Here is a 23553-nt window from a genome sequence, read left to right as displayed (position 1 = left end):
TATTCATTGTTGTTTTAATTATTTAACTATTATTTTTAAATTTTATATTATATGAACTTGGAGTGATTTATTTGGTTTCTTCACACGATGTTGCGAGGCTAGCCGGCGTCTCTCAAGCTACTGTTTCTCGTGTATTAAATGGGTCTAAAAATATTAGACAATCAACGGTAGAAAAAGTAGAGAGAGCCATTAAAGAATTAAACTATCATCCGAATTTGAATGCTAGAAATCTCGTAAAAAAGAAAACCAATATGATTGCGTTAATCACAGGACATACTCATGATCCATTTTACGAAGAATCTACTCGGGGAATTGTATCGATTGCAGCAAAAAAAGGATATAACGTACTCGTATTTTTCAATAAAATAGATAACGATAATATGCTTTATAACCAAGTATTAAGCGCCCCTGTTGATGGAATCATAATGTCTTCTATTTTAATGAATGATTCAATTTTTCCCGTTTTAGAAAGTTTGGAAGGCAAACCATATGTGACCTTCAATCGGAAGCATTCGTGTGGGACAAACTATTTTGAGATTGATAACGTAAAAGCCGGCGAACTAATAACAAATCATATGATCGAATTAGGTCATAAAAATCTAGCGTATATAGGTGGCCCGCTACAAGCATCTACTTTTCACGGTCGTTTAGAAGGGTTTAAAAAAGAGGCTAATAGACAAAAAATAGCAGTTCGTGAGGATTGGATAAAAACGACCGATACAACTATAGAATCCATTGTCCAAGCCTGTAAGGAGTTATTTTCAGGTATTGAATTTCCAACAGCCATAGTCGCTGCGACGGATGCTATTGCATTAATTTGCTTAGATTTCCTACTTAATAAAGGCTTTAAAATACCGGAAGATATCAGCATTGGTGCAATTGATAATATCGAGTTTTCTGCCCATGCATCTATTCAATTAACAACAGTGGGAACTCATTTAAGTCAGTCTCTAGGAAATCTGGCTATGGAACATCTAATTAATTTGATTGAAAATAAAAACAAACAATTAAATTCCGTAACAACTACAATCACACCTCATTTAATTGTTCGACGATCTACTGGAAACCCTAGAATAAAATAGATTTTAAATTTGGAACTATTTTAACAAGTAAATTGAGACGTGTATAACTCACGTCTCCTATTTCCGCTCCATTTATTTATAGCATTATATTGGCTAACAATAATCCCAGCCGAAATTCTACTCTTGAACTCGCATGCCATCATTTGTCATTGCTTAAACTCTTTTTACTATTACGATAAAACAAAAAGGATTGTCCCCTGTCAGTACCAAGTCCAATCCTCTTTAGCAGCATAAAACTATTTCTCTAACTTTTTTGAGTTCACTTTAAATGTGCTTTACTTCCACACTGTCATATATTTTTTTCGATATTTTGGATCCTCTTCTTTTTCTATCAACTCTAGAGCCTTATGTTTAATCTCTTCATTCTTAACCGCATCATACAGATTTCTCATACATTGAATAATATCGTAACGAATCAATGTATAGTTCTTTTCTTCTTTACAATTTAAATAACGATTTTCTAGACGATCAAGGACGATTGCTCTTTGTTCTGGACCAGCTAAGCCTACTCTCCATATTGACTGTAAAGTGTGTCTTGCGGTAACGAATTTTGGATCATATGTAACTTGCCAAATTTCTGGAAAATCATTTAGCATTCTCTTCTCTGGATCGCTGATCGCTAAATTTGAGAGAAATTGTGCAGCTCTTGACCTTTTGTGATTTCCTTTATGCGTTAGATCCGATTTTAATCGATCCCATACTTCATATGACCAATCCACTTTCTCTTTTGTAACGGAAATAATGTAGTTAAAGGCTTCGAATTGCAAATTCTTGTCTGTTGATTCAAGGTTTTCGAAATAAGTTTGTACTTGTTGATCCATATACGTACCTCTTTGAGAATAGTAAATAATTCTTTTATCTAGATGATATCATTCCCTAGCATTTACTTGCTATGAAAAAAAATTATCTTATCGTTTAATTTTTTACGATTTTTACTAATACTAAGCATACCCATTATAAGTCAGTATACTTAAAATCACGATAATTGTTGCATTATCTATTTAATTAAACGTTTGTTTAGTTTTTAAAATAAGTGGTTTGGGTAAAAAGTACAACGATATATTAATAATTAAATTAAACTAAATGAACGATTTTCAATCCCGGATCGTATAAGAATTAAGGAGGGATTTTTTATGAAAACAATATTATTTGAAGAACACAAATTAATTATTACACTTTCTAGTTTCGAAACAATATTAGGGTTAAAACATTCAATAGAAGTTCCGTATAGTGATATCAGTGATGTTTCTCTTGAGGACATACATGAATTTCTTTGGAAAATATACGGTACACACTTAGGCGCATCTAAATATGGACATTTTAAAAAAGACGGAGTGAATTATTTTATTGCTACAAGTACTAATAAGGGAAATTTAGTTTTAACTTTAAATAACCACAAATACGATAAAATCATTTTAGAACTAGATCACGTTGATGATGTTTTACAGCAAATACAAAATACGTTACGTACTTATGTTAAATAACTTAAATAAGACTGTCTTTAAAGGACAGTCTTATTTAAGTGTGTTGAAATATAAAATGATCAATACGGAAAACGGGCATCAAATTGAACTTTATGATGACATTTTCATTTTTCGGATGATTTATTAATGGTTTTTAAATGTTAATATTTTGAGCAATTTCATGATTCCAATAAACACTAGTCATGATTTTTTTCAGAAGTTAAAAATATTATGTGCTAATTTTTAGAAAAACAAATTCAGTTAATTAGTTTAATTAAAGTTCGATATTAGTTGACCTACAACCTTATTAATACACAACATTAGGATACTTTAAGTAAAGGCTATTTGATTAGGATTTATTGCAGACTTTTTTTGATGATTAAGTTGATTGGAGCGGAGGGGTGCTCGACTCCTATGGGATAAGCGGGAAGGCTGAGACCCCGCAGGCCTGCCGAGGAGGCTAAAGAATCTCGCCCCATGGAAAGCGAGCATCCTGTAGTGGAAATCAACATCACTCTACCCCTTTTACGAAATTTTGGTAATTAAATTGACAAGGATGTTTTTCAACAGCATGAAATAAGACTGTCTTTAAAAGACAGTCTTATTACTAGTATATATTTAATCTAAAATTCAATTTTAAGACTTTACCGCTTCAACCGTAACTTCTTCAAATGGCCAAGCTGGAAGCATTTTTCTTAACACTTTATCTTCTCTATATCCAAGGTCATATTCAGCTTGCATAATTGTGTGAATTTCTCTTGTTCCTTCGTAGATAACAGGTGCTTTTGAGTTTCTTAAGTATCGTTCTACCGGGAATTCGTTTGAGAATCCGTATGCACCATGAATTTGAACTGCATCATTTGCTGCTTCGTTTGCAGCATTACAAGAAATCCATTTTGCTAGTGATGTTTCTCTTGTATTTCTCTTTCCATTATTTTTTAACCAACCAGCCTTATAAACTAATAAACGTGAGATTTCAAGGTTTGATGACATTTTCGCGATCATTTGTTGTACTAATTGATGTTTACCAATTTCTTTACCGAATGTTTTTCGCTCATTACAGTATTTTACGCTCGCTTCAAGTGATGCCTGGATTAATCCGCAAGCACCAGCTGCAACGGTGAATCGTCCATTATCAAGCGCAGACATTGCAATTTTAAACCCTTCACCTGCGAAACCTAGTAAGTTTTCAGCTGGGACTCTTACATCATCTAAAAATACTTCACCAGTATTCCCTGCTCTAATTCCCATTTTTCCTTTGATCGCTTTTGTGGAAACGCCTTCAAAAGTACGTTCTACGATAAAACAAGAAATTCCATGGTGCTTTAAGTCATGATTTGTTTTCGCAAAAATTAAGAAATGATCAGCTACATCACATAAAGAAATCCATGTTTTTGATCCGTTTAAGATGTAACTATCTCCATCTTTTACAGCTGTTGTTGCCATTGCTACTACATCTGATCCTGCATTTGGCTCTGTTAATCCAAACGCACCAATTTTCTTTCCTTGTGCTTGAGGAATAAGATACTTTTTCTTTTGTTCTTCAGTTCCCCATTGAAGTAATGTCATGCTATTTAATCCAGTATGTACTGAAACAGCAGTACGGAAAGCAGTATCCCCGCGTTCTAATTCCTCACATACAATCGCTAATGTGTTATAATCCATTCCTACTCCACCATATTGTTCTGGAATACATACACCCATTAGTTGTAAATCTGCAAGTCGTTTTAGAATATTAGCTTCAAAATGTCCTTTTTCATCCCATTCTTTTATAAAAGGGATAATTTCTCTGTCTACAAATGACCTGACAACTTTTCTTACACTAATTTGTTCCTCTGATAATGAAAAATCCATTCCTTTTTCCTCCTTAAATTGTCTTATTTCGTTTCATTTCTTCTATTTCAATTCGGGAATATCCTAGACTACTTACTATTTCTTCTGTATGCTCACCATGTAAAGGTGGGTGTCTTAATACTTCAATTGGTGTTTTTGATAATTTTAACGGTGATCCGACTAATTTTAGATCCTTTATAAAAGGATGGTTTACATCCAACACCATTTCTCTTGATTTAGCTTGTTCAGACTGTAGAGCTTCACTCACATTATTTATTGGGCCATTTGGAATGCCTATTTGATCTAATAATTGTTTCCACTCATTTTTACTTTTCATCATCAACTTATCTTGGATTAATTTCTCTATTTGCTTTCGATGCTGTAAACGACCAGTATTTGTCTTAAATTTTTCATCTAATAAGTCTGGTTCATCAATTAGTAAAGCAAACCTCTTAAATTGTTCATCATTACCTACCGCTACGACTAATTCACCGTCACTAGCAGTAAAGACTTGATATGGAACGATATTTGGGTGTTGATTCCCCATTCGTTCAGGAACAGTTCCACTACATAAATAGTTACTAGCTACATTTACTAAAGCAGCTAGCTGAGAGTCAAACAATGAAATATCGATTTCCTGACCTTCTCCTGTACGATCTCGATTCTGAAGTGATGCAAGAATTCCAATACATGTAAATAGACCAGTTAAAACATCCGAAATGGCTACACCTACTTTTGTTGGCTCTGCCTCTTTCTCACCAGTAATGCTCATTAATCCAGACATCGCTTGGATGATATAATCATATCCTGGTAAACTTGAATTCGGTCCTTCACTACCAAACCCACTAATGGACGCCAGTATTATGTCTTCCTTTACTTTTTTCAAATCCTCATACCCAAAACCTAGTTTTGTCATTGTTCCAGGTTTGAAATTTTGAACAACTACATCAGCCTCTGAAACTAGTTTTTTTAAAATTTCTTTTCCTTGCTCACTTTTTAAGTTTAGTGTTATGCCTTTTTTATTGCGGTTCGCACATAAATAATAAGCGCTTTCACCTTCAACGAAAGGTGGCCCCCATCCCCTTGTTTCATCGCCATTATTTATACTTTCTACTTTTATAATCTCTGCTCCTAAATCCCCAAGGATCATCGTACAAAAGGGTCCGGCTAGTACTCTTGTTAAATCAATGATTTTTATTCCATGTAATGCACCTGGCAATTTTTCCACCTCTATTAATCTAGTTAATAAGCCAGTAAAACGATCAATCACAATAGTTGAATTGAATGTTTAACTGGCTTACAACTGCGCTTTGTATTAACAGTAGATTTATTAGATGTCTAACCCAATTGAAATATATTTAACTTCTAAAAATTCTTCAATTCCAAAATGACCGCCTTCTCTTCCAAGACCGCTCTCTTTATAGCCGCCAAATGGAACTTGTACAGCAGAAGGTGTGCCATCGTTTAGTCCAATAATTCCGTACTCAAGTGCTTCTGTAACGCGGAAAGAACGACTTAAGTTTTCCGTATACACATATGCAGCTAGACCGTAATTTGAATTATTTGCTCTCTCAATTACTTCTTCTTCGGTTTTAAACGTAGTAATTGGTGCAAGCGGACCAAATATTTCTTCCTTCATACACGCCATTTCATCCGTAATACCCGTTAAAATAGTTGGTGCATAATAATATCCATTTTCCTCTGAAGGTTTATTCCCACTATATACGATTTTTCCACCATTATTAGTAGCGTCTTCAACTAGCGTTTTTACCTTTTCTAAAGCTGCATCATCAATTAGTGGACCAACATCAATTCCTTCTTCTAAGCCGTTACCCACTTTTAATTTTTCTAGCTCTTTTGTAAATAACGCTGTAAATTCTTCAGCTACACTTTCCTGTACATAAATACGATTTGTACAAATACAAGTTTGACCTGCATTACGGAATTTTGACTGAACTAAGCCAACCGCTGCTTTTGATAAATTAGCATCATCCATGACAATAAATGGTGCATTTCCACCAAGCTCTAGCGAAACCTTTTTGACATTCTCTGCTGCTCCTACCATTAGCGTTTTGCCAACTTCAGTAGAGCCAGTGAATGTAATCTTTGTTACTCTCGGATCTTTTAGCCATACATCGCCAATTTCAGAAGACTTACCAGTAACGACATTAATTACACCTTTTGGAATTCCTGCTTCATGAGCAAGCTCCGCAAGTTTTAATGCTGTTAAAGGTGTTTGAGTAGCTGGTTTAATAACCGTTGTACAGCCAGCAGCAAGTGCAGGAGCAACTTTTCTTGTAATCATAGCTGCCGGGAAATTCCAAGGAGTAATTGCTGCTACAACTCCTACAGGTTCTTTCCTAACTAGAATTCGTTTATTAGGTTGTGATGCAGGAATTGTTTCTCCATATACACGTTTGCCTTCTTCTGCATACCAAGAAATAAAACCATTTGCATAAACAGTCTCACCTAACGCTTCTTTTAATGGTTTACCTTGCTCAATTGTCATTAATTTAGCAATTTCTTCTTTCTTTTCGTCAATGAGACGATACCAATTCATTAATAAATGATATCTTTCTTCTGCTGTCTTTTTTGACCAAGTTTTAAATGCTGTATGAGCAGCATCAACAGCTAATTTAGCTTCATAAGTTCCACCCGTTGGAATTGCCCCTACAACTGCACCAGTTGCAGGATTTGTAACCTTCGTATAATATTCATGATCGTTCCCAACCCATGCACCATCTATATACATTGGGTAGACTTCATATTTCTCTTTAATTTGGCTCATGAGTTTACCTCCAATTGTAATTCTGGTAGTAATACCGCTTCTATTGACTCCCTTAAAATATCTAGTCCCTCTTCAAGTTGTTCATCTGTAATCGTTAATGGCATTAACAAACGAATAACATTGCCGAAGATACCTGCGCTTAGCAACATTAAACCTCTATTGTTAGCTTCTTTTACAATCTTTCCAACTGTCACTTTATCTGGTGTTTTATCTTTCTTATTTGTTACAATCTCCATCGCACACATTGCGCCAATTCCGCGAATATCACCTATTTGTTCAAACTGTTTAGCCCACCCACGCATTTTCTCATTAACTTTTTCGCCTATTACAACAGCCCGTTCATTTAATTCTTCTTCTTCAATGATATCGAGTACTGCTAATGCTGCACGGCATCCAAGTGGACTACCAGAGTATGTTCCGCCTATTTCTCCCGCATCAGAAGCTTCCATTATTTCTTTTCTACCGATAACGCCACTAATAGGTACTCCTGCACCCATTGATTTTGAAATTGTAATTAAATCAGGCTCAACTCCAAAGTGCTCAATTGCAAAATATTTACCTGTTCTAGCAAAACCAGTTTGAATCTCATCTGCTACAAATAATATTCCATATTGAGTACAGATTTCTCTAACCCTTTTTACAAAATCAAGATCAGGAACAATAAAGCCACCTTCACCTTGGATTGGTTCCATGACGACTGCAGCGATCGTTTCTGGTGCAACCTCTGCAATCAAAAACTGTTCAAATTGTTCAATGATAAATTTACTATATTCTTTTTCATCCATTTGATCTGGACGACGGTAAACATATGGATATGGTGCTTTATATACTTCAGGAGCAAATGGTCCAAATCCATATTTGTATGGCTTAACTTTACTTGTCATCGTCATTGTCATTAATGTTCGACCATGGAATCCTCTAGTAAAAGAAATGATTCCTTGACGCTTTGTATACTTTCTTGCAATTTTCACTGCATTTTCAACAGCTTCTGCTCCACTATTAAAAAATGCAACTTGTTTTTCAAACTCACCAGGAGAAAGATCGGCTAGTCTTTCTGCAAGTTGAATATAAGATTCATACATCATGACATTAAAGCCTGTATGAATATAATCACCGGATTGAGCTTGAAGCGCTCTTACAACTCTAGGATGGGAATGTCCTACATTTAACGTTCCAATTGCACCTGCAAAATCAATAAATGTATTACCATCAATATCCTCAACAAGTGCACCCTTTGCTTTTTTTACAAACGCTTCACTATTATTACTAATCCCTTTTGGAACCACTATATTTCTTCTAGCAAGTAACTCTTGTGATTTTGGTCCTGGAATTGAAGTTTGGATTTTAACGAATTTTCGATCTGCCATAATTGCACCATCCTATCTATAACGATTATTGTCTGTAATGAAAGCATGCCATGAATTTTAAAGTCATGACATGCTAAAAGTATTAAACTTCAATAGTAGATAAAATTTCTTTAAATGCATTTACTACAGTATCAACTTCTTCATAGCTAATTTTTAAAGAAGGCTCGATACGAATTGTTTTTGAGTTAATTAATGTACCAGCAACTAGGATTCCTTTATCAAACATTCCTTTAGAAACTTCATAGCCGATTTCATCTTGATGGAACTCAATTCCAATCATTAAACCTTGACCACGAATTTCTAGAACTTTATCTTCATGTCCTTTTGCTGCTTCTTTTAATTGATCTAAGAAGTAAGCCCCAACTACTTCTGCTCTTTCAGGTAATTTTTCTTCAAGAAGCACACTGATTGTAGCAATAGCAGCTGCACATGCTAATGGATTTCCACCAAATGTTGTTGTATGCATAAATGGATTTGGGAACCAGCTTTTGAATACTTCTTCTTTTGCAACTACTGCTCCAGCCGGCATAACTCCGCCGCCAAATGCTTTAGCAAGACAAATAATGTCCGGAACTACTTCATATAAATCAGCAGCAAACATTTTACCAGTACGTCCCATACCTGTTTGAACTTCGTCAAAAATTAATAGAGCTCCGTACTCATCACATAGTTCACGAACTTCTTTTAAGTAGTTTGGAGGAGGAAGAATAATTCCACCTTCACCTTGAATTGGCTCAAGTATAACTGCTGCAACATCTTCGCCTACTAAAGAGCAAGTTTCAAATGTTTTTCTCATCATATCAATGTCACCAAATGGAACATGACGGAATCCAGGAATTAACGGTAAAAACGGTTTACGGAACATGCCTTTTGCAGTACCAGATAAAGAACCTAAGCTTTTTCCGTGGAATGCACGTGTAGTTGAAATGAATGTACTGCGCTCACTATACATTTTTGCAAGCTTTAATGCTGCTTCTACACTTTCAGTACCACTGTTTGTAAAGAACGAGAATTTTAAATCACCAGGTGTAATCTCTGCTAAAATTTTAGCAAGCATTGCACGTAATGGATCTAATAAATCTTGGCTATGAAGTGCCTGTCTTTTTAACTGATCTGTAACTGCTTTGATAACTTTTGGATGACGGTGCCCAACATTATAAATTCCAAATCCGCCTAAACAATCAATATACTCTTTACCATTTACGTCTTTAAAGCAAGATCCGCTATCAGACCATTCAACAGATGCAAATTGACCGCCTTCTGTAACAGTTTTACGGTAAGCAAGGAAACCTGGGTTTACATGCTCTCTAAAACCATCAACTGTTTCCTTTGTAATCCATGCAGCGTCTTCTTCTGTAACAGTCTCTTTTTCTATTAAACTTAAAACCTTATTAATGTACTCAGTTACGTTTTTTTCTCCACTTTTTAATTCGTTTTTTAAATTGATACTCATTTTGTTCACTCCTATAGTCGTTTTATCTATTTTTTTATTTCCTATATGTCTCTTCTTATAACTGCCTAAAATTAATCTGCAAACCATCCAATTGGTTCAACTTGTAAGTTAATGTTAATTTGCTTAATTTCTTGGAATTCTTCTAGCCCAAATGTACCTAGACTACGTCCAACACCGCTTTGTTTGTAGCCACCCCATGGAGCTTCATTGTATGTTGGGTGGTATGAGTTAATCCAAGTAATGCCTGAACGTAACTTTTTGATCACTCTTAAAGCTTTCGCTCCATCTTTACTAAATACTGCACCTGCTAAACCATAAACAGTTCCATTTCCTAGTTTTATTGCTTCTTCTTCGGTTTTAAACTTTTGAATACATACAACAGGTCCAAAAATTTCTTCTTGAACGATACGCATATTTTGTTCAACATCTACAAAAACAGTCGGTTCAACAAAGTAACCTTTTTCTAAACCATTTTTTTCAATGCGATTTCCACCACAAGCAACTCTTGCGCCTTCTTCTTTACCAATTTGTATATAACTTAAAACTTTTTCTAAATGCTCTTTGCTTACAAGTGGACCCATTTCTGTTTCAGGAGCATCTCCAGGACCTACTTTAATTTTCTCAGCACGCTCTACAAATCGCTCAACAAAGCGATCGTAAATTGATTCTTCAACTAAAATTCTTGATCCAGATGAGCAAACCTGGCCTGAACCTGCATAAATTCCGAATAGAGCATAATCTACAGCCGTTTCAAAATCTGCATCTGCAAAAATGATGTTTGGAGATTTCCCGCCAAGCTCAAGCGATACTTTTTTCATCGTATCGGCAGCTGTTTTCATAATATGTTTACCTGTTTTTGTTCCACCTGTGAATGAAACCATATCTACATCAGGATTTGAAGCGATTTCATTTCCAACTACTGGACCTGCACCCATCACCATGTTTGCTACACCGTGTGGAAGACCAACCTCTTCAAAAATCTCAAATAATTTCTTCGGCGTAACTGGTGTAACTTCTGATGGTTTGTAAACAACTGTATTACCTGCCGCTAATGCTGGAGCAAGCTTCCAAACACTCATTAATAATGGGTAGTTCCACGGAACAATTAATCCACATACACCAATTGGTTCACGAACAACCATCGCTTGCATAGGATCTGCTACATGATAAGTAAACCCATCCGGCTTTGTAATTAACCCCGCATAATAACGGAAGCACGCTGCTGCATCAGCTACATCGTAGCCAGCTTCACGGTTTGGTTTTCCATTATCTAACGTTTCAAGTTTCGTTAATTCTTCTTGGTACTCTTCTATTTTGTCTGCAATTTTAAATAAGTAAGTTGCTCTTTCTTGAGCAGATAAATCAGACCATCTTCCATCATTGAATGCTTTACGAGCAACATCAATTGCCTCTTTCGCATCTTCAACCGTTCCTTCTGGAGCATATGCAATGATTTCTCCATTTGCTGGGTTAATAACAGGGCGTTTTTCATGATTGCTAGAATCTTTCCATTCGCCATTAATAAACATCTTTAAATCAATTGTTTTAAATTGAACATCGACCATTGTATATAAACCCTCCTTAATTACTTTACAATTTATTAGATTGCAAGAACTGTGCCAACTTTATTACACCTATTTATAAGGGTTTCCCTTCAATCTCCTGTAGATTATTATTCAATTTTGCATAACACTATTACACTTTGCATAATCTTTGAAACTCGTTAAAATTCCGCGATCATTAAACGTTTTTAAAACTATTTCTGTAAACCGACATATTAAGAAAATTCATTGCATAGGCTAGAACACCATGAAAGGAGGAAGATATTATGTTGCTTGCAGGAACATGCATTGCAGTTGGACTCATCATCATATTCATGGCTATTAGTCTCTCGAGGGATCAAGTTAGTATGACTGAAGTAATTGATAGTAATGTTGAAAATATAGGGGATTTAGAGAAATAAAAAAACGCACTCTGTGCGTTTTTTTATTTAAATGACATAAAGTCACTATTCATATTTTTTTCATTCATTATTTTCTGATACTTACGACTAACCGAGGACTGACTAATACCTAAAACCTGTGCAGCCTTCGTTGTTGTTTTATATTGCTTCATCGCAAGCATGATAAGTTGCTCCTCAACATAATCAATCGCTTCTTGGAGAGGAATAACTTTATTAATGACTGGTTTAGATTTATTAAAGTCATAGCTATTTGGTAAAAATTGATTAACATCTTCTGCATTAATAATTTGATCTTCAGCAGAGACAACTAATCTTTCTATGATGTTTTGAAGTTCTCTGACATTACCTGGCCATGAATAAAATTCTAATACGTTAATTGCATCTGGTGTAAGATGAAAACTCTTATTATATTTTTCATTTAATTGCTGCAAGAAATGGAAAGCTAATAATGAGATATCTTCATTTCGTTCTCTTAACGGTGGAATATTTAAAGGTATAACATTTAAGCGATAATATAAATCCTCCCTAAATGTACGTTCTTCAACCATTTTTTCTAATCTTTTATTTGTAGCAGCAATAATTTGAACATTCACTTTAACTGGTTTTGTACTTCCAACCGGAATTACCTCTTGCTCTTGAAGGACTCTAAGCAATTTAACTTGTAAATGTAGTGGCATTTCACCAATTTCATCTAAAAATAAAACGCCTTCATCTGCTTGCTTAAAATAGCCGTCCTTATTTTGATCTGCTCCTGTAAACGCTCCTTTAATATAGCCAAAAAGCTCACTTTCCAGAAGATTTTCAGGTATTGCACCACAATTTAGCTTTAGAAATGGTTTTGAAGAACGATTTCCTAACTGATGGATCGCCTGTGCAATGACTTCCTTTCCTACCCCGGACTCTCCATGTAGTAATACAGTGGAAGAAAAGTCTGCAATCTTTTTTGCTTGATTAAGAATTTGCTCCATTTTAGGGCTACAATAAATCAGTCTTTTAACAAAACGATCTTTGCTTTTAATATCTTCAAGTTCTTTTTTATATTGCTCAGAAATCTTTTTCATTTCTTTTAATTCAGTTTTAAGGCGTGAAGTTTCCGTAATATCTCTAGATGCAATAATAATACGTTCAATCTCCATATTCTCGTCAAAAACCGGATTTCCTACAGCAAGTACTTTACGTCCATTTATTGTTTCTTGAACGATCGATACTTTTTTCTTCTTTTCTAAAACTAACTTTGTAACTGATGGTGTAAAAAGTCCCTGGTTTCCAAATTCTAAGATACTCTTCCCAAGTAATTCCTTTAAATCTACATTCCAAAATCCAGGAATTATATTCTCACTGTAACGAATTAGTTCTCCTTTACGGTTTACAACAAGGATTTCATCATAAATACTCGATAAAATAGCATTCAAATCTTTATTTAAATCCTTTACGTATTCAATTTCAGAGGCCATTTCTTCAACCATTGGGAGATCTTGTACAACAATAATTACTCCTTCAACCTCGTTATCAACGAAGATTGGGCTATAATCGACAAGAACGCCTATATCATCATTTATTTGTATTTGATTAAGAATTGTTTTACCTGTATCAAATACAATTTCAACTTGTTCACCGCTAAAAATAGTTTCTGCTTTTGTATTAATTACTTTTTCGGATGTTGATTTAATCATTTTCAACCCAGCATCATTGCAATTTACAATTACTTTATTTTTATCTACTACAAATGTTCCCATTGGTATCGATGTTAAAATGCTCTTTAATAAATCCACACTTTTATTTTCTTGTTTGAAAAGCTCCGCTAATATATCTTCGCGAAGTATGTAACCTATTGGCATGTCTTCATCTTCTTTTACAATTGAGATCGGTTCACCAATAATTTGAAATAGATCCGTTAATGAAATTTGCTCACTTAAGCGATATACACTAGTAATTGATTGAGAAAGGCTAGTAATCTTTGAGATTGCTATATCTTTCTTTTTATTACTACTTTGAGTAATATTATTTAATTGAACATAACCAACAATCTGATTTTGCTTACGTAAGAATAAAAAGGGTTCATTTATATTGGATAAATCAATTTCATCATTTTCTTTAAATTGATCGATATCTATTGTGATGACTGGTCTTATTTGTTTCTCATTTATTGATAACATTACTTTCCCCCCTTATGTCTAAACCATTATACATTCCTATTTTAGCAGAATTTTTATATTTATCATAAAAATCAAAAATTATAATTTGCTAATCTATTTCACAAAAACAAAAAGAAAGGGCAGTCTCTTAAGTCTATTCGACCAGAGACACCCCTTTATTTGTTAGAAAAGAGAACGCGTTAATTGAATCAAAGTTGTTATTTGTAGATCCTAGAAATCTTAATCACACTTTACTCAATCGCTAGCGGTAACAAACAAATCTTCTTTAACATACGCAAGAACCATTCCAGGAACTATTTTGTCTCCTTTTGAGACCTCCAATGAAACAACTTCGCCACTTATTCCTTGATGAATAACTTTTGTAATTCCATCTGTAGTTTTAATAAAGAATAAAGGCTCCCATTCATAAATTCTTGAATCTTTCTGAATAGCAGTCTCTTCAACTGTTCCATGGTAGTCACTGACAATGACTCCATAATACATAAAGCTCACTCCTTTTTTTGCACATTAAGAATGTAATATTTGTAGCGAAGAAAGTGTCTCGACTTAGTTACAAATTTTAGTAATTTAGATTATTTGCAACTTCACCCACGTCTTCGTCTTTAAGCTTGCCAATCAGCGATCCTACTTTAAAAATAATTCCTGATATTATAGCTCACAGATGTGTTTTGATGGTAAAACCATGCTAAAGAAATTTTGGATTTCAGAAATATCCTCTTCAGCTATACCTAATTTAGGAGCCCAATAATGTTCAGAATGAATATCTTCTAAACATAATAATGCCATTTTACTAGATTGAATTGATGTAACCATTGATTTTCCATAAAAGTGGTTTGAAAAGGCAATTGATAAATCATATCGATTGTTCTGCGTTAATAAACAATAATGGTGTACAAGCTGTTTTTCCGTTGATTCAGAAATAATATCAATCATTCTAGATCTCTCCTTTTGTTTTAGTATTTTACCCAACCTCTCAAGCGACAAGCTTCAGCGATTTTACGAATTCCTTCGATATAAGCTGCTATTTTCATGTTTACATTATATTTTTGTGATGTTTTATAAACTTTTAAAAAGCTATCTGTCATTTTTTCTTTTAATCTCTCATCTACAGTACTCTCAGTCCAATAATAACCTTGCATATTTTGACACCATTCAAAATATGAAACAACAACTCCACCTGAGTTAGCTAAAATATCGGGAACGACTAAAATCTCTTTTTGATCAAGAATTTCTAGGGCTTCTTTAGTAGTCGGTCCATTCGCTGCTTCAACAACAATCTTACATTTCAATTTATCCGCATTACGGTTGTTAATAACTCCACTTATTGCTGCTGGAATTAAAACATCACATTCTTTTTCTAATAACTCTTGATTCGATATCGCATTTTTAAATAGGTTAGAAACAACTCCAAATGAATCGCGATTGTCTAATAGATATGGAATGTCTAAGCCTTTTGGATCATAGACTGCTCCGAGTACATCTGAAACCCCAACAACTTTTGCTCCAGCTTCATGCAAGTATTGTGCTAGGTAACTACCAACATTTCCAAATCCTTGAATAATGACCTTCATATTTTTAATCTCGATTTTCTGTATTTCACTAATTAACTCGAGAGCATAAAATACTCCTTTTGAAGTTGCCGTTTCACGACCTACTGAACCTCCTAAAGTTAGAGGTTTACCAGTAATAAAGCTTGGTGAATCAAACTCTCTAATATGGTCATATTCATCTAGCATCCAAGCCATTACTTGTGCGTTTGTATACATATCAGGTGCAGGAATATCTTTAGTAGGTCCCACAATTTGGCTTACAGCTCTTACATAACCTCTACTTAATTTTTCTAACTCATTCATACTTAATAGTCTTGGGTCACAAACAACTCCACCTTTTGCTCCCCCATAAGGTAAATCAGTAATACTACACTTTAAGCTCATCCATCCAGCTAATGCTTTTACTTCCTCTGGCGTTACATCAGGATGAAATCTGATTCCCCCTTTTGTAGGTCCTAATGCATCGTTATGTTGAGCTCGATATCCTTGAAATACCTTTGTCTCACCATTATCCATTTGAACGGGAATACTAAATTCTAAAAATCGCATTGGTGTTTTAAGGAATTCAAATACTTGACTCGGATAGTTCATTATTCCGATTGCTTCATTTAATGTTTCTCTAAACTCCTGAAGGGAATCATCTATTTCTAACTGTTCACTACTCTTTTCATTTTGTTCTACTTTAGCTAAATTTGAGCTCATTTTACACACCTCATTAGTTATTTTAAAAATTTAATAGCAATTCCTGTGCCAACTTGAATTCAAATCATTATTTTGTGAAGTGATAAAATAGACAAAAGCTTATTAGAGAGGCAATTACAAGACCTTCGTATATTTTTTTGAACGAAACTTTTTAGTGTTTTTCCTTCAATGACCTATTCAATCATTTAGTGAAAATATGATTGAATGCATGAATTATTCAATTTTGCATTAATCATTATTCAAAATTGAATTACTTAAAATGCATGATCAAAGAAAAGGGAAATACGAACAAAATATTCCAGAGTAGACAAAAAAGTCACAAGGAGTAAATTTCCTTGTGACTTTTCTTCATTGTGAGTCTACTATACAGCAGCCTCTTCTTCATATTTAGGAGGTGCAATTTGGAATGCCTTAGTTAAGTAAATTAAATACAATAATCCAACGACGAACCAAATTGTTCCCATTATTAGCGAGCTTTTTTCAATATTAAACCATAGTATTGCTACAGAACCGGCTCCAATTAAAGGCAAAAGCAAGTAAGAAAAGAAGCCTTTGAATGATCTATGTTTTCCTCTAATGTAAAAATGGTTAATGACTGATAAATTTACAAAAGTAAATGCCATTAATGCTCCAAAGTTAATTAATGAAGTGGCTGTTACTAAGTTGAAAAAGATTGCTGATAATGAAATCACACCGACAAAAATTACGTTAAACGCTGGTGTTTTCCATTTCGGATGAACAAATCCGAACCATTTATCTGGGAAAACTTTGTCACGCCCCATTACAAATAACAAACGTGAGACACTCGCATGTGAAGCCAATGCAGAAGCAAGTGTGTTAATAAAAGTAATGCATAAGAAAATTGATTGAAATAATTTACCACCTACATAGAGTGCAATCTCTGGTGATGCAGCATCTGGATGTTTAAATCTAGATATGTCCGGATAGTATAATTGAATGAAAAATGATGTAACTGTGAAGATTACGCCTCCCCAAAGAGCTGTATAAAGAATTGCTTTAGGAATTGTTTTTGCAGGGTTTATTGCTTCTTCTGATAAAGTAGAAACTGCATCAAATCCTAAAAATGAGAAGCAAAGGATTGTTGCACCAGTTACTAATGTACCAAAATGCATTCCGGCATTAAAAAGTGGTTTAATACTGAATCCGCCGTATCCTTCTCCGTGATGTAATCCTTGAATAACTAGAATGATAAAGACTACCATAATCACAAGTTGAACTAATACGAAAAGAGTATTAAAATTCGCCAGCATATTGATACTTCTTAAGTTTAAGAAAGTAACTAGCCCTACAAACCCAACTACCCATATCCAAGTTGGAACATTTGGAAAAAGTGCGTTTAAGTAAATTTTAGTTAATAAAGCATTTACCATAGGAAGGAACAAGTAATCTAGTAAAGATGACCATCCAACAAGGAAGCCTAAGTGACCACTAATTGCCTTCTGGGTGTACGTATATGCAGACCCAGCTTCAGGAAATACTCTTACTAACTTGCCGTAGCTAACAGCTGTAAATAACATTCCTATTAGAGCTACTATATATGCACTTGGTACGTGACCATTAGTTACATCAGAGACAATTCCAAATGTGTCGAAAACAACCATAGGGGTCATATAGGCTAACCCCATCATAACTACTTGCCATAACTTTAAGGATCTTTTTAATTGTGTTTTATTTTCCACCTATCATATCCCCTTCGTTTTTTAGATTAAGCGCTTACACCATTATTACTACTTCCTTATAATTCTTACTTTTCCGACAGAAACCTCCTTTTTTTGAATATTTAAATAAGTCTTTTTCTAGAACTGCAAGTTTTATGCCAAATTATTATTTTTTTGTAAACGTTATAAAGAACAGCTACTATTGCTTTGAAATTAATAAGTATTAATAGAAAAAACGAAATTCCTTTTACTTATATCTACTTTTATGATTGGTCTAGTTGTTATTCAGTACTGCATACATTATTCAAGAACTCATAAGATTTTCTTCTCTTTTTATATGAATCTCTAAAATTACTCACATCTATTAGACTGGCACGGAAGTTGCATTATTAACGGTAAACTATCACTCTGCCCAATTTTAGGTACAAGAAAATATTTAGATTTTTTACCCGATCGATAATAAAACTTTTAGTTAATCTAATCGGACTAACTATGGGTTTAATTATAAGAAAATTCTGTAAATAAAATCGAATTTGGAGGAGATGATTTATGAGTAAACAAGGTATTGATTCAGATGCTTTACAATCGTTTAACTACAAACAGGAATTACAGCGTTCATTAAAATTTTTTAGTTCATTTGCAGTTGCATTCTCATTTATCTCAATAACAACTGGTATTTTTAGCTCTTATAGTCTTGCTTTAGGAGCAGCCGGACCTGCTGGTATTTGGACTTGGCCATTTGTTATGGTGGGACATTTACTTGTAGCCTTAATATTTGCAGATCTATCAAGCAAAATTCCTTTAAGTGGCTATGTATACCAATGGGTTAGCCGTTTAACGAATCGGGGATTTGGTTGGTTTACAGGTTGGGCAGCTTTATGTTACTTAATTATTGTTGTACCTACTGTTGATTATGGTGTAGCACCGATTTTTCTTGATTTAATTGGTATTAAGAGTACTACTACAGTTCTTACAACAGTCGTATTAATTACAATCGTTATACAAGCATTATTAAATATTTACGGAGTAAGGATTGCTACAATTATTAATAATTCAGCTGTTTATACAGAGGTAATTGGATTTATTGGCATTATTATTATTTTAAGTTTTGTCTTATTTTTCAAAGGAGCAGATTTTTCATTATTAACTTACACTGCTCACAAAGTTGGCTCAAATGGAAGCTATTTAACAGCATTTGTACTATCAGTTGTAATGGGCTCTTATACTTTAGTAGGCTTTGAAGCTGCGGCAAATCTAGCAGAAGAAACAGTTGATGCTAATAAAACCGTACCTAAAGCCATCGTTTACTCAATGTTACTTGCAGGTGTAATTGGATTTGTTTTCTTAATCATTGTTACTTCGGGGATTAAAGATATTAATAGTATCATGGCTTCTGCTTCCCCTATTTCTGATATTTTACAATCACGTTTGGGCACTGCAGTTGCTGACTTCTTCCTTGCATTAGTGATTGTTTCAATTTTTGCTTGTGGATTAATCATTATGGCTTCTGCATCTCGACTTATTTATGCCCTTTCAAGAGACAATGTGTTTTTTGCTTCAAATGTGTTTAAAAAGGTAGATAAAAAACATAATGTACCGTACAATGCGATAATTTTAGTTTCTGTATTAGGCATTATTGCTGTTTTCTATTTTGGGAAACTATCATTATTAATAGGTACTTCTGCGGCACTTCCGGCCATAATTTACTTAATTACTGTAATCGCATACGCTACTAAAATTAAAACTTTACCGGATACAGATGGTTTTAAGCTAGGAAAATGGCGACTACCTGTTACGATTCTTGCGATTATTTGGCTAGTATTTGAAGTTGGTATTTTAACACTCCCAAAAGATTTCCTACCAACAACTAAAGTAATCCTTTATTTATTTCTTGCTGGGATTGTTATTTACTGGGCTCTATTCAGATCTAGAATACAGGAAGGGAAAATTGGTATTAATTTAGAGAAGGATTTGGATGTGTAAAGTATGAAGTTATAAAATAATAGATTAATAGAAAAAACGTACATATTTATTTCAAAATATGTACGTTTCTTCTATTTTTCTTTCATAATTAATCAAGTTGTTCCCCATTAGTTTGAATAACATTTTGGTACCAATAAAATGATTTTTTCTTTTTGCGCTCTAAAGTTCCGCTTCCATCATCTTGTTTATCTACGTAAATAAAGCCGTAACGTTTAGTCATTTCACCTGTAGACGCACTTACTAAGTCAATGCATCCCCATGGAGTGTAACCCATTAGTTCAACTCCATCCTCGATTGCCTCACCAATAGCCTCAATATGACTACGTAGGTAATCAATACGGTAATCATCGTTAATCGAACCATCTTCTTCAATTTGATCATATGCTCCAAGACCATTTTCTACGATGAATAATGGTTTTTGGTAGTGGTCATATAATTGATTTAATCCAATGCGAAGACCAGTTGGATCGATTTCCCATCCCCAATCACTTTCTTTTAAAAATGGATTTTTAACACCACCAACTAAATTACCTTGGCTACTTTCTTCGTTCGTTTTATGTTTTTTCTCAGTGCGAGACATATAGTAGCTTAACGATATGAAATCAACTGTTCCTTCTTTAATAATTTCTAAGTCACCGTCTTGAATAGCTAAGTTGATATCATTTTCTTTCCAGAAGCGTTTTGCAAATGCTGGATATGCACCTCTAACTTGAACATCTCCACAGTAGTTATTCCAAAGGCGAGACTCTTGTAGAGCATACATTACATTTTCAGGGTTTGAGTCGTAATTGTAAGTCGGGACATATACAAGCATACAACCAATTTGGCTACCCGGAATGATCTCATGACCTGCCTTTACAGCTAATGCACTTGCTACAAATTGGTGATGAAGTCCTTGGAAGCTATCCTGCAATTGTGTTTCTTTACTTTCAGGAGAAAATCCAAGACCTAATAGTGGTAAATGCGTTGCACCATTAATTTCGTTAAAAGTTAACCAGTATTTTACTTTGTTTTTATAGTATTCGAATAATGTTGTTGCATATCGATTAAAGAATTCGATTACTTTACGGTTACGCCAGCCACCATATTCTGTAATTAAGTGTAATGGAATTTCGTAGTGAGAAATTGTTACAACTGGTTCAATATTATATTTTTTTAGTTCATCAAACACACGATCATAGAAAGCTAAACCTGCTTCGTTTGGCTCTAATTCATCGCCTTTTGGAAAGATACGACTCCATGCAATACTCATACGATATGTTTTAAATCCCATTTCTGCAAAAAGTGCAATATCTTCTTTATAACGGTGATAGAAGTCAATTCCATCATGATTCGGATAGACATATTTTTCTTTATTTATTCTAAAATCAAATCCCGGTTCTTGAATAACTTTTAATCTTACTTTTCCTCCAGGCATAACATCTGCTAAATTTAACCCTTTTCCACCTTCTTGGTAAGCACCTTCTAATTGATTGGCAGCAGTTGCTCCGCCCCATAAAAATCCTTTAGGAAATGAATAGTTTTTTGTCATAATGTTCCCCTCCACAATTTTTATTAAAATATTCTGACTGCTGACTTTAAAGACGGCAGTCAGAATCGTTTTCTAAATTAACCACAAATCGTTAAAAGTGTTTCATTTTCTTTAACGTTTTCTTTATTTACTGCATTAATTTCTAGATAATTAGTACTATTTGTAATAACGATAGGAGTTGTAACCTCGTAGCCTGCTTCTTTAATTTTTACTAAATCAAATTCAACTAGTAAGTCCCCAGCTTTCACAACGTCACCTTGGCTAATGTGTGCTGTGAAAAATTCACCATCTAATTTAACTGTGTCCATTCCAACGTGAATTAGAATTTCAATTCCATTTTCTGATGTAATGCCAATCGCGTGCTTCGTTCTAAATAAAGTTGTAACAACACCATCTACAGGAGAAACAACTTTTCCCTCTTGAGGTTCGATGGCAATACCTTTACCTAAAGCTTCACTTGAGAATGTAGCATCCTTAACGTCAGTTAAAGGTACAACTTTTCCTTTTATAGGACTTACTACTTCTTGAATACGGTTTTGATCAACGTTTTTTACTTCATTTACTATTTTTTCTTCCTTTTTGTCTTCTTTTACTTCTACATCCTCGAAGCCAATAAAGTATGCAGCAACTGTACCTGCGATAAACGCAATCGGTAAACCGATCAACGCATAAACAAATGTTTCACCAATAAAGAAAGGAATTCCTGGTAGACCAGCGTTACTTGGAATAACGTATAGTTTTACGGCCATCAATGCATAGTAAGCTCCACCGATTGCTCCACCTACTAAAGCCCCAATGAATGGCTTTTTAAGTCTCATATTTACACCATACATCGCTGGTTCTGTTACACCCATTAAAGCTGTCATACTAACTGAAAGTGCTAATGATTTAAATGATTTATTTTTTGATTTTAAGAATACTGCAAAAGCCGCTCCAGCTTGCCCCATATTAGCCATGAACATTGCTGGAAGGATTGTATCGTATCCTTTTGTGCTTAAGTTTCCAACTACAATTGGAAGAAACGCGTAGTGCATACCAGTCATAACGATTAAAGAGAATGTACCTCCAAGCAGAAGCCCTGCAAAAATACCTGTATGAGCATATAGGAAAGTAACACCTTTAGAAAGACCTGTACCAATGAATACACCTAATGGACCAACCGCGATTAATGTGATCGGAACCATTACCAATAGAGTAATAGTCGGTACAATTATTAGTTTAACCATGCTCGGAGTTACACGATCAGTCCATTTTTCTACATAAGATGCAATCCAAATTGCCAATAAGATTGGAATAACGGACGAAGCATATGTTACAGCCGTTACAGGAAGTCCGATAAAATGAACTGGTTTGCCACTACTTAATAAAGCTGTAATGGACGGATGCATAATCGCACCAGCGATTGAAACTGCAACAAATTGATTGGAACCGAATTTTTTCGCTGCACTAAAAGCAACTAAGAACGGTATGAAATAGAATGCACCGTCGCCAATCGCATTCATAATGATATATGCTTGACTTTTGTCTGAAATCCAGTGGAATGTCAAAAGAATTGCAAGAATTGCTTTGATCATACCCGCTCCAGTGATTGCAGGTAATATTGGTGCAAATGTTCCAGATATTACATCAAAAATACTTCCTATCCCTTTACCTTTAGCTTTTTTATTACCATCTGAATTACTAGAATTAATATTGGCAATTTTATTTATTTCATCAAATACTTTTACAACATCGTTTCCAATGATTACTTGAAATTGAGTACCACTTCTGTTTACTCCCATAACACCATCAATTGCTTCGATTTTAGCTTTGTTTTTATCTGCTATGCTATCATCGTTCAAATTAAATCGAAGCCTAGTAATACAATGAATTAAATTGGTTATATTTTTTTCCCCACCGACTAAATCAATAATCTCACTAGCAGTTCGTTTATAATCCATAAATACCCCTCCTTAAATTATGGAAAATTCCAAAAATAATTAAAATATCTTCCTAGTTATTAT

Annotated in this window: 18 protein-coding genes; 4 read left to right on the top strand and 14 right to left on the bottom strand. The window is 34.3% G+C overall.

Going from position 1 to position 23553, the window contains the following annotated elements; translation table 11 throughout:
- Window positions 1-71 precede the first annotated feature (71 nt).
- Window positions 72-1082 carry a LacI family DNA-binding transcriptional regulator gene (locus BM319_RS12245; protein WP_139226532.1) on the top strand — a complete coding sequence of 337 codons (1011 nt, stop codon included), beginning with the start codon at window positions 72-74 and terminating at the stop codon, window positions 1080-1082.
- A gap of 275 nt (window positions 1083-1357) precedes the next feature.
- Here the strand turns inward: BM319_RS12245 and BM319_RS12240 are convergent, their stop codons facing one another.
- Complete coding sequence (locus tag BM319_RS12240) at window positions 1358-1903, bottom strand: hypothetical protein (protein WP_091022880.1); 546 nt, start codon at window positions 1901-1903, stop codon at window positions 1358-1360.
- Window positions 1904-2215: 312 nt separating this feature from the next.
- Between BM319_RS12240 and BM319_RS12235 the strand changes: the two genes are divergently transcribed.
- Window positions 2216-2566 carry a hypothetical protein gene (locus BM319_RS12235; protein WP_069032713.1) on the top strand — a complete coding sequence of 117 codons (351 nt, stop codon included), beginning with the start codon at window positions 2216-2218 and terminating at the stop codon, window positions 2564-2566.
- Between the two features lie 615 nt (window positions 2567-3181).
- On the opposite strand, the gene BM319_RS12230 is transcribed toward BM319_RS12235, so the two are convergent.
- The 6 genes from BM319_RS12230 to BM319_RS12205 all read right to left on the bottom strand — a co-directional run bounded on the left by BM319_RS12230 (window position 3182) and on the right by BM319_RS12205 (window position 11551).
- A complete protein-coding gene (locus tag BM319_RS12230) occupies window positions 3182-4399 on the bottom strand; it encodes an acyl-CoA dehydrogenase family protein (RefSeq protein WP_091022878.1) in 1218 nt (405 codons plus the stop codon).
- Between the two features lie 13 nt (window positions 4400-4412).
- Window positions 4413-5597 carry a CaiB/BaiF CoA transferase family protein gene (locus tag BM319_RS12225; RefSeq protein ID WP_069032711.1) on the bottom strand — a complete coding sequence of 395 codons (1185 nt, stop codon included), beginning with the start codon at window positions 5595-5597 and terminating at the stop codon, window positions 4413-4415.
- A 111-nt stretch (window positions 5598-5708) separates the two neighbouring features.
- Window positions 5709-7130 (bottom strand): NAD-dependent succinate-semialdehyde dehydrogenase, encoded by a 1422-nt coding sequence (locus BM319_RS12220; RefSeq protein ID WP_091023216.1) that lies wholly within the window; start codon window positions 7128-7130, stop codon window positions 5709-5711.
- Window positions 7131-7162: 32 nt separating this feature from the next.
- Window positions 7163-8533: a 4-aminobutyrate--2-oxoglutarate transaminase gene (gene gabT / locus BM319_RS12215; RefSeq protein WP_091022876.1), complete on the bottom strand. Its 1371-nt coding sequence runs from the start codon at window positions 8531-8533 to the stop codon at window positions 7163-7165.
- An 82-nt stretch (window positions 8534-8615) separates the two neighbouring features.
- A complete protein-coding gene (locus tag BM319_RS12210; protein ID WP_069032708.1) occupies window positions 8616-9986 on the bottom strand; it encodes a putrescine aminotransferase in 1371 nt (456 codons plus the stop codon).
- A gap of 71 nt (window positions 9987-10057) precedes the next feature.
- Entirely contained in the window at window positions 10058-11551 is a 1494-nt protein-coding gene (locus BM319_RS12205) for an aldehyde dehydrogenase family protein (protein WP_069032707.1), read from the bottom strand.
- 263 nt (window positions 11552-11814) lie between these two features.
- Here BM319_RS12205 and BM319_RS25090 point away from each other — a divergent pair, with 263 nt between their 5' ends.
- A complete protein-coding gene (locus BM319_RS25090) occupies window positions 11815-11949 on the top strand; it encodes a hypothetical protein (protein WP_286143741.1) in 135 nt (44 codons plus the stop codon).
- Between the two features lie 23 nt (window positions 11950-11972).
- On the opposite strand, the gene BM319_RS12200 is transcribed toward BM319_RS25090, so the two are convergent.
- The 5 genes from BM319_RS12200 to BM319_RS12180 all read right to left on the bottom strand — a co-directional run bounded on the left by BM319_RS12200 (window position 11973) and on the right by BM319_RS12180 (window position 18057).
- Window positions 11973-14105: a sigma 54-interacting transcriptional regulator gene (locus BM319_RS12200; protein ID WP_069032706.1), complete on the bottom strand. Its 2133-nt coding sequence runs from the start codon at window positions 14103-14105 to the stop codon at window positions 11973-11975.
- Window positions 14106-14339: 234 nt separating this feature from the next.
- Entirely contained in the window at window positions 14340-14588 is a 249-nt protein-coding gene (locus tag BM319_RS12195; RefSeq protein ID WP_069032705.1) for a biotin/lipoyl attachment domain-containing protein, read from the bottom strand.
- A gap of 165 nt (window positions 14589-14753) precedes the next feature.
- Window positions 14754-15038: an SAV0927 family protein gene (locus tag BM319_RS12190; RefSeq protein WP_069032704.1), complete on the bottom strand. Its 285-nt coding sequence runs from the start codon at window positions 15036-15038 to the stop codon at window positions 14754-14756.
- Window positions 15039-15058: 20 nt separating this feature from the next.
- Complete coding sequence (locus BM319_RS12185; RefSeq protein WP_069032703.1) at window positions 15059-16357, bottom strand: Glu/Leu/Phe/Val family dehydrogenase; 1299 nt, start codon at window positions 16355-16357, stop codon at window positions 15059-15061.
- A 362-nt stretch (window positions 16358-16719) separates the two neighbouring features.
- Complete coding sequence (locus BM319_RS12180) at window positions 16720-18057, bottom strand: APC family permease (protein ID WP_069032702.1); 1338 nt, start codon at window positions 18055-18057, stop codon at window positions 16720-16722.
- A 528-nt stretch (window positions 18058-18585) separates the two neighbouring features.
- Here BM319_RS12180 and BM319_RS12175 point away from each other — a divergent pair.
- Window positions 18586-20019: an APC family permease gene (locus BM319_RS12175; protein WP_069032701.1), complete on the top strand. Its 1434-nt coding sequence runs from the start codon at window positions 18586-18588 to the stop codon at window positions 20017-20019.
- Between the two features lie 88 nt (window positions 20020-20107).
- Here the strand turns inward: BM319_RS12175 and BM319_RS12170 are convergent, their stop codons facing one another.
- Window positions 20108-21550, bottom strand: a complete 1443-nt coding sequence (locus BM319_RS12170; protein ID WP_091022874.1) for a glycoside hydrolase family 1 protein — start codon at window positions 21548-21550, stop codon at window positions 20108-20110.
- 77 nt (window positions 21551-21627) lie between these two features.
- Window positions 21628-23490, bottom strand: coding sequence for a beta-glucoside-specific PTS transporter subunit IIABC (locus BM319_RS12165; RefSeq protein WP_091022872.1), 1863 nt, complete (start codon window positions 23488-23490; stop codon window positions 21628-21630).
- Window positions 23491-23553: the final 63 nt, after the last annotated feature.

It is taken from the genome of Bacillus sp. UNCCL81, assembly GCF_900112535.1.
Lineage (GTDB): Bacteria > Bacillota > Bacilli > Bacillales > Bacillaceae_G > Gottfriedia > Gottfriedia luciferensis_B.
This window is presented reverse-complemented; position numbering and strand designations above follow the sequence as displayed.

What these genes read in the sequence shown, in the direction of transcription:
- BM319_RS12240 (WP_091022880.1), bottom strand. Translation starts at nt 1,903, where the DNA reads ATGGATCAACAAGTACAAACTTATTTCGAAAACCTTGAATCAACAGAC.
- BM319_RS12235 (WP_069032713.1), top strand. Translation starts at nt 2,216, where the DNA reads ATGAAAACAATATTATTTGAAGAACACAAATTAATTATTACACTTTCT.
- BM319_RS12230 (WP_091022878.1), bottom strand. Translation starts at nt 4,399, where the DNA reads ATGGATTTTTCATTATCAGAGGAACAAATTAGTGTAAGAAAAGTTGTC.
- BM319_RS12220 (WP_091023216.1), bottom strand. Translation starts at nt 7,130, where the DNA reads ATGTATATAGATGGTGCATGGGTTGGGAACGATCATGAATATTATACG.
- gabT (WP_091022876.1), bottom strand. Translation starts at nt 8,533, where the DNA reads ATGGCAGATCGAAAATTCGTTAAAATCCAAACTTCAATTCCAGGACCA.
- BM319_RS12210 (WP_069032708.1), bottom strand. Translation starts at nt 9,986, where the DNA reads ATGAGTATCAATTTAAAAAACGAATTAAAAAGTGGAGAAAAAAACGTA.
- BM319_RS12205 (WP_069032707.1), bottom strand. Translation starts at nt 11,551, where the DNA reads ATGGTCGATGTTCAATTTAAAACAATTGATTTAAAGATGTTTATTAAT.
- BM319_RS25090 (WP_286143741.1), top strand. Translation starts at nt 11,815, where the DNA reads ATGTTGCTTGCAGGAACATGCATTGCAGTTGGACTCATCATCATATTC.
- BM319_RS12200 (WP_069032706.1), bottom strand. Translation starts at nt 14,105, where the DNA reads ATGTTATCAATAAATGAGAAACAAATAAGACCAGTCATCACAATAGAT.
- BM319_RS12195 (WP_069032705.1), bottom strand. Translation starts at nt 14,588, where the DNA reads ATGTATTATGGAGTCATTGTCAGTGACTACCATGGAACAGTTGAAGAG.
- BM319_RS12190 (WP_069032704.1), bottom strand. Translation starts at nt 15,038, where the DNA reads ATGATTGATATTATTTCTGAATCAACGGAAAAACAGCTTGTACACCAT.
- BM319_RS12185 (WP_069032703.1), bottom strand. Translation starts at nt 16,357, where the DNA reads ATGAGCTCAAATTTAGCTAAAGTAGAACAAAATGAAAAGAGTAGTGAA.
- BM319_RS12175 (WP_069032701.1), top strand. Translation starts at nt 18,586, where the DNA reads ATGAGTAAACAAGGTATTGATTCAGATGCTTTACAATCGTTTAACTAC.
- BM319_RS12170 (WP_091022874.1), bottom strand. Translation starts at nt 21,550, where the DNA reads ATGACAAAAAACTATTCATTTCCTAAAGGATTTTTATGGGGCGGAGCA.
- BM319_RS12165 (WP_091022872.1), bottom strand. Translation starts at nt 23,490, where the DNA reads ATGGATTATAAACGAACTGCTAGTGAGATTATTGATTTAGTCGGTGGG.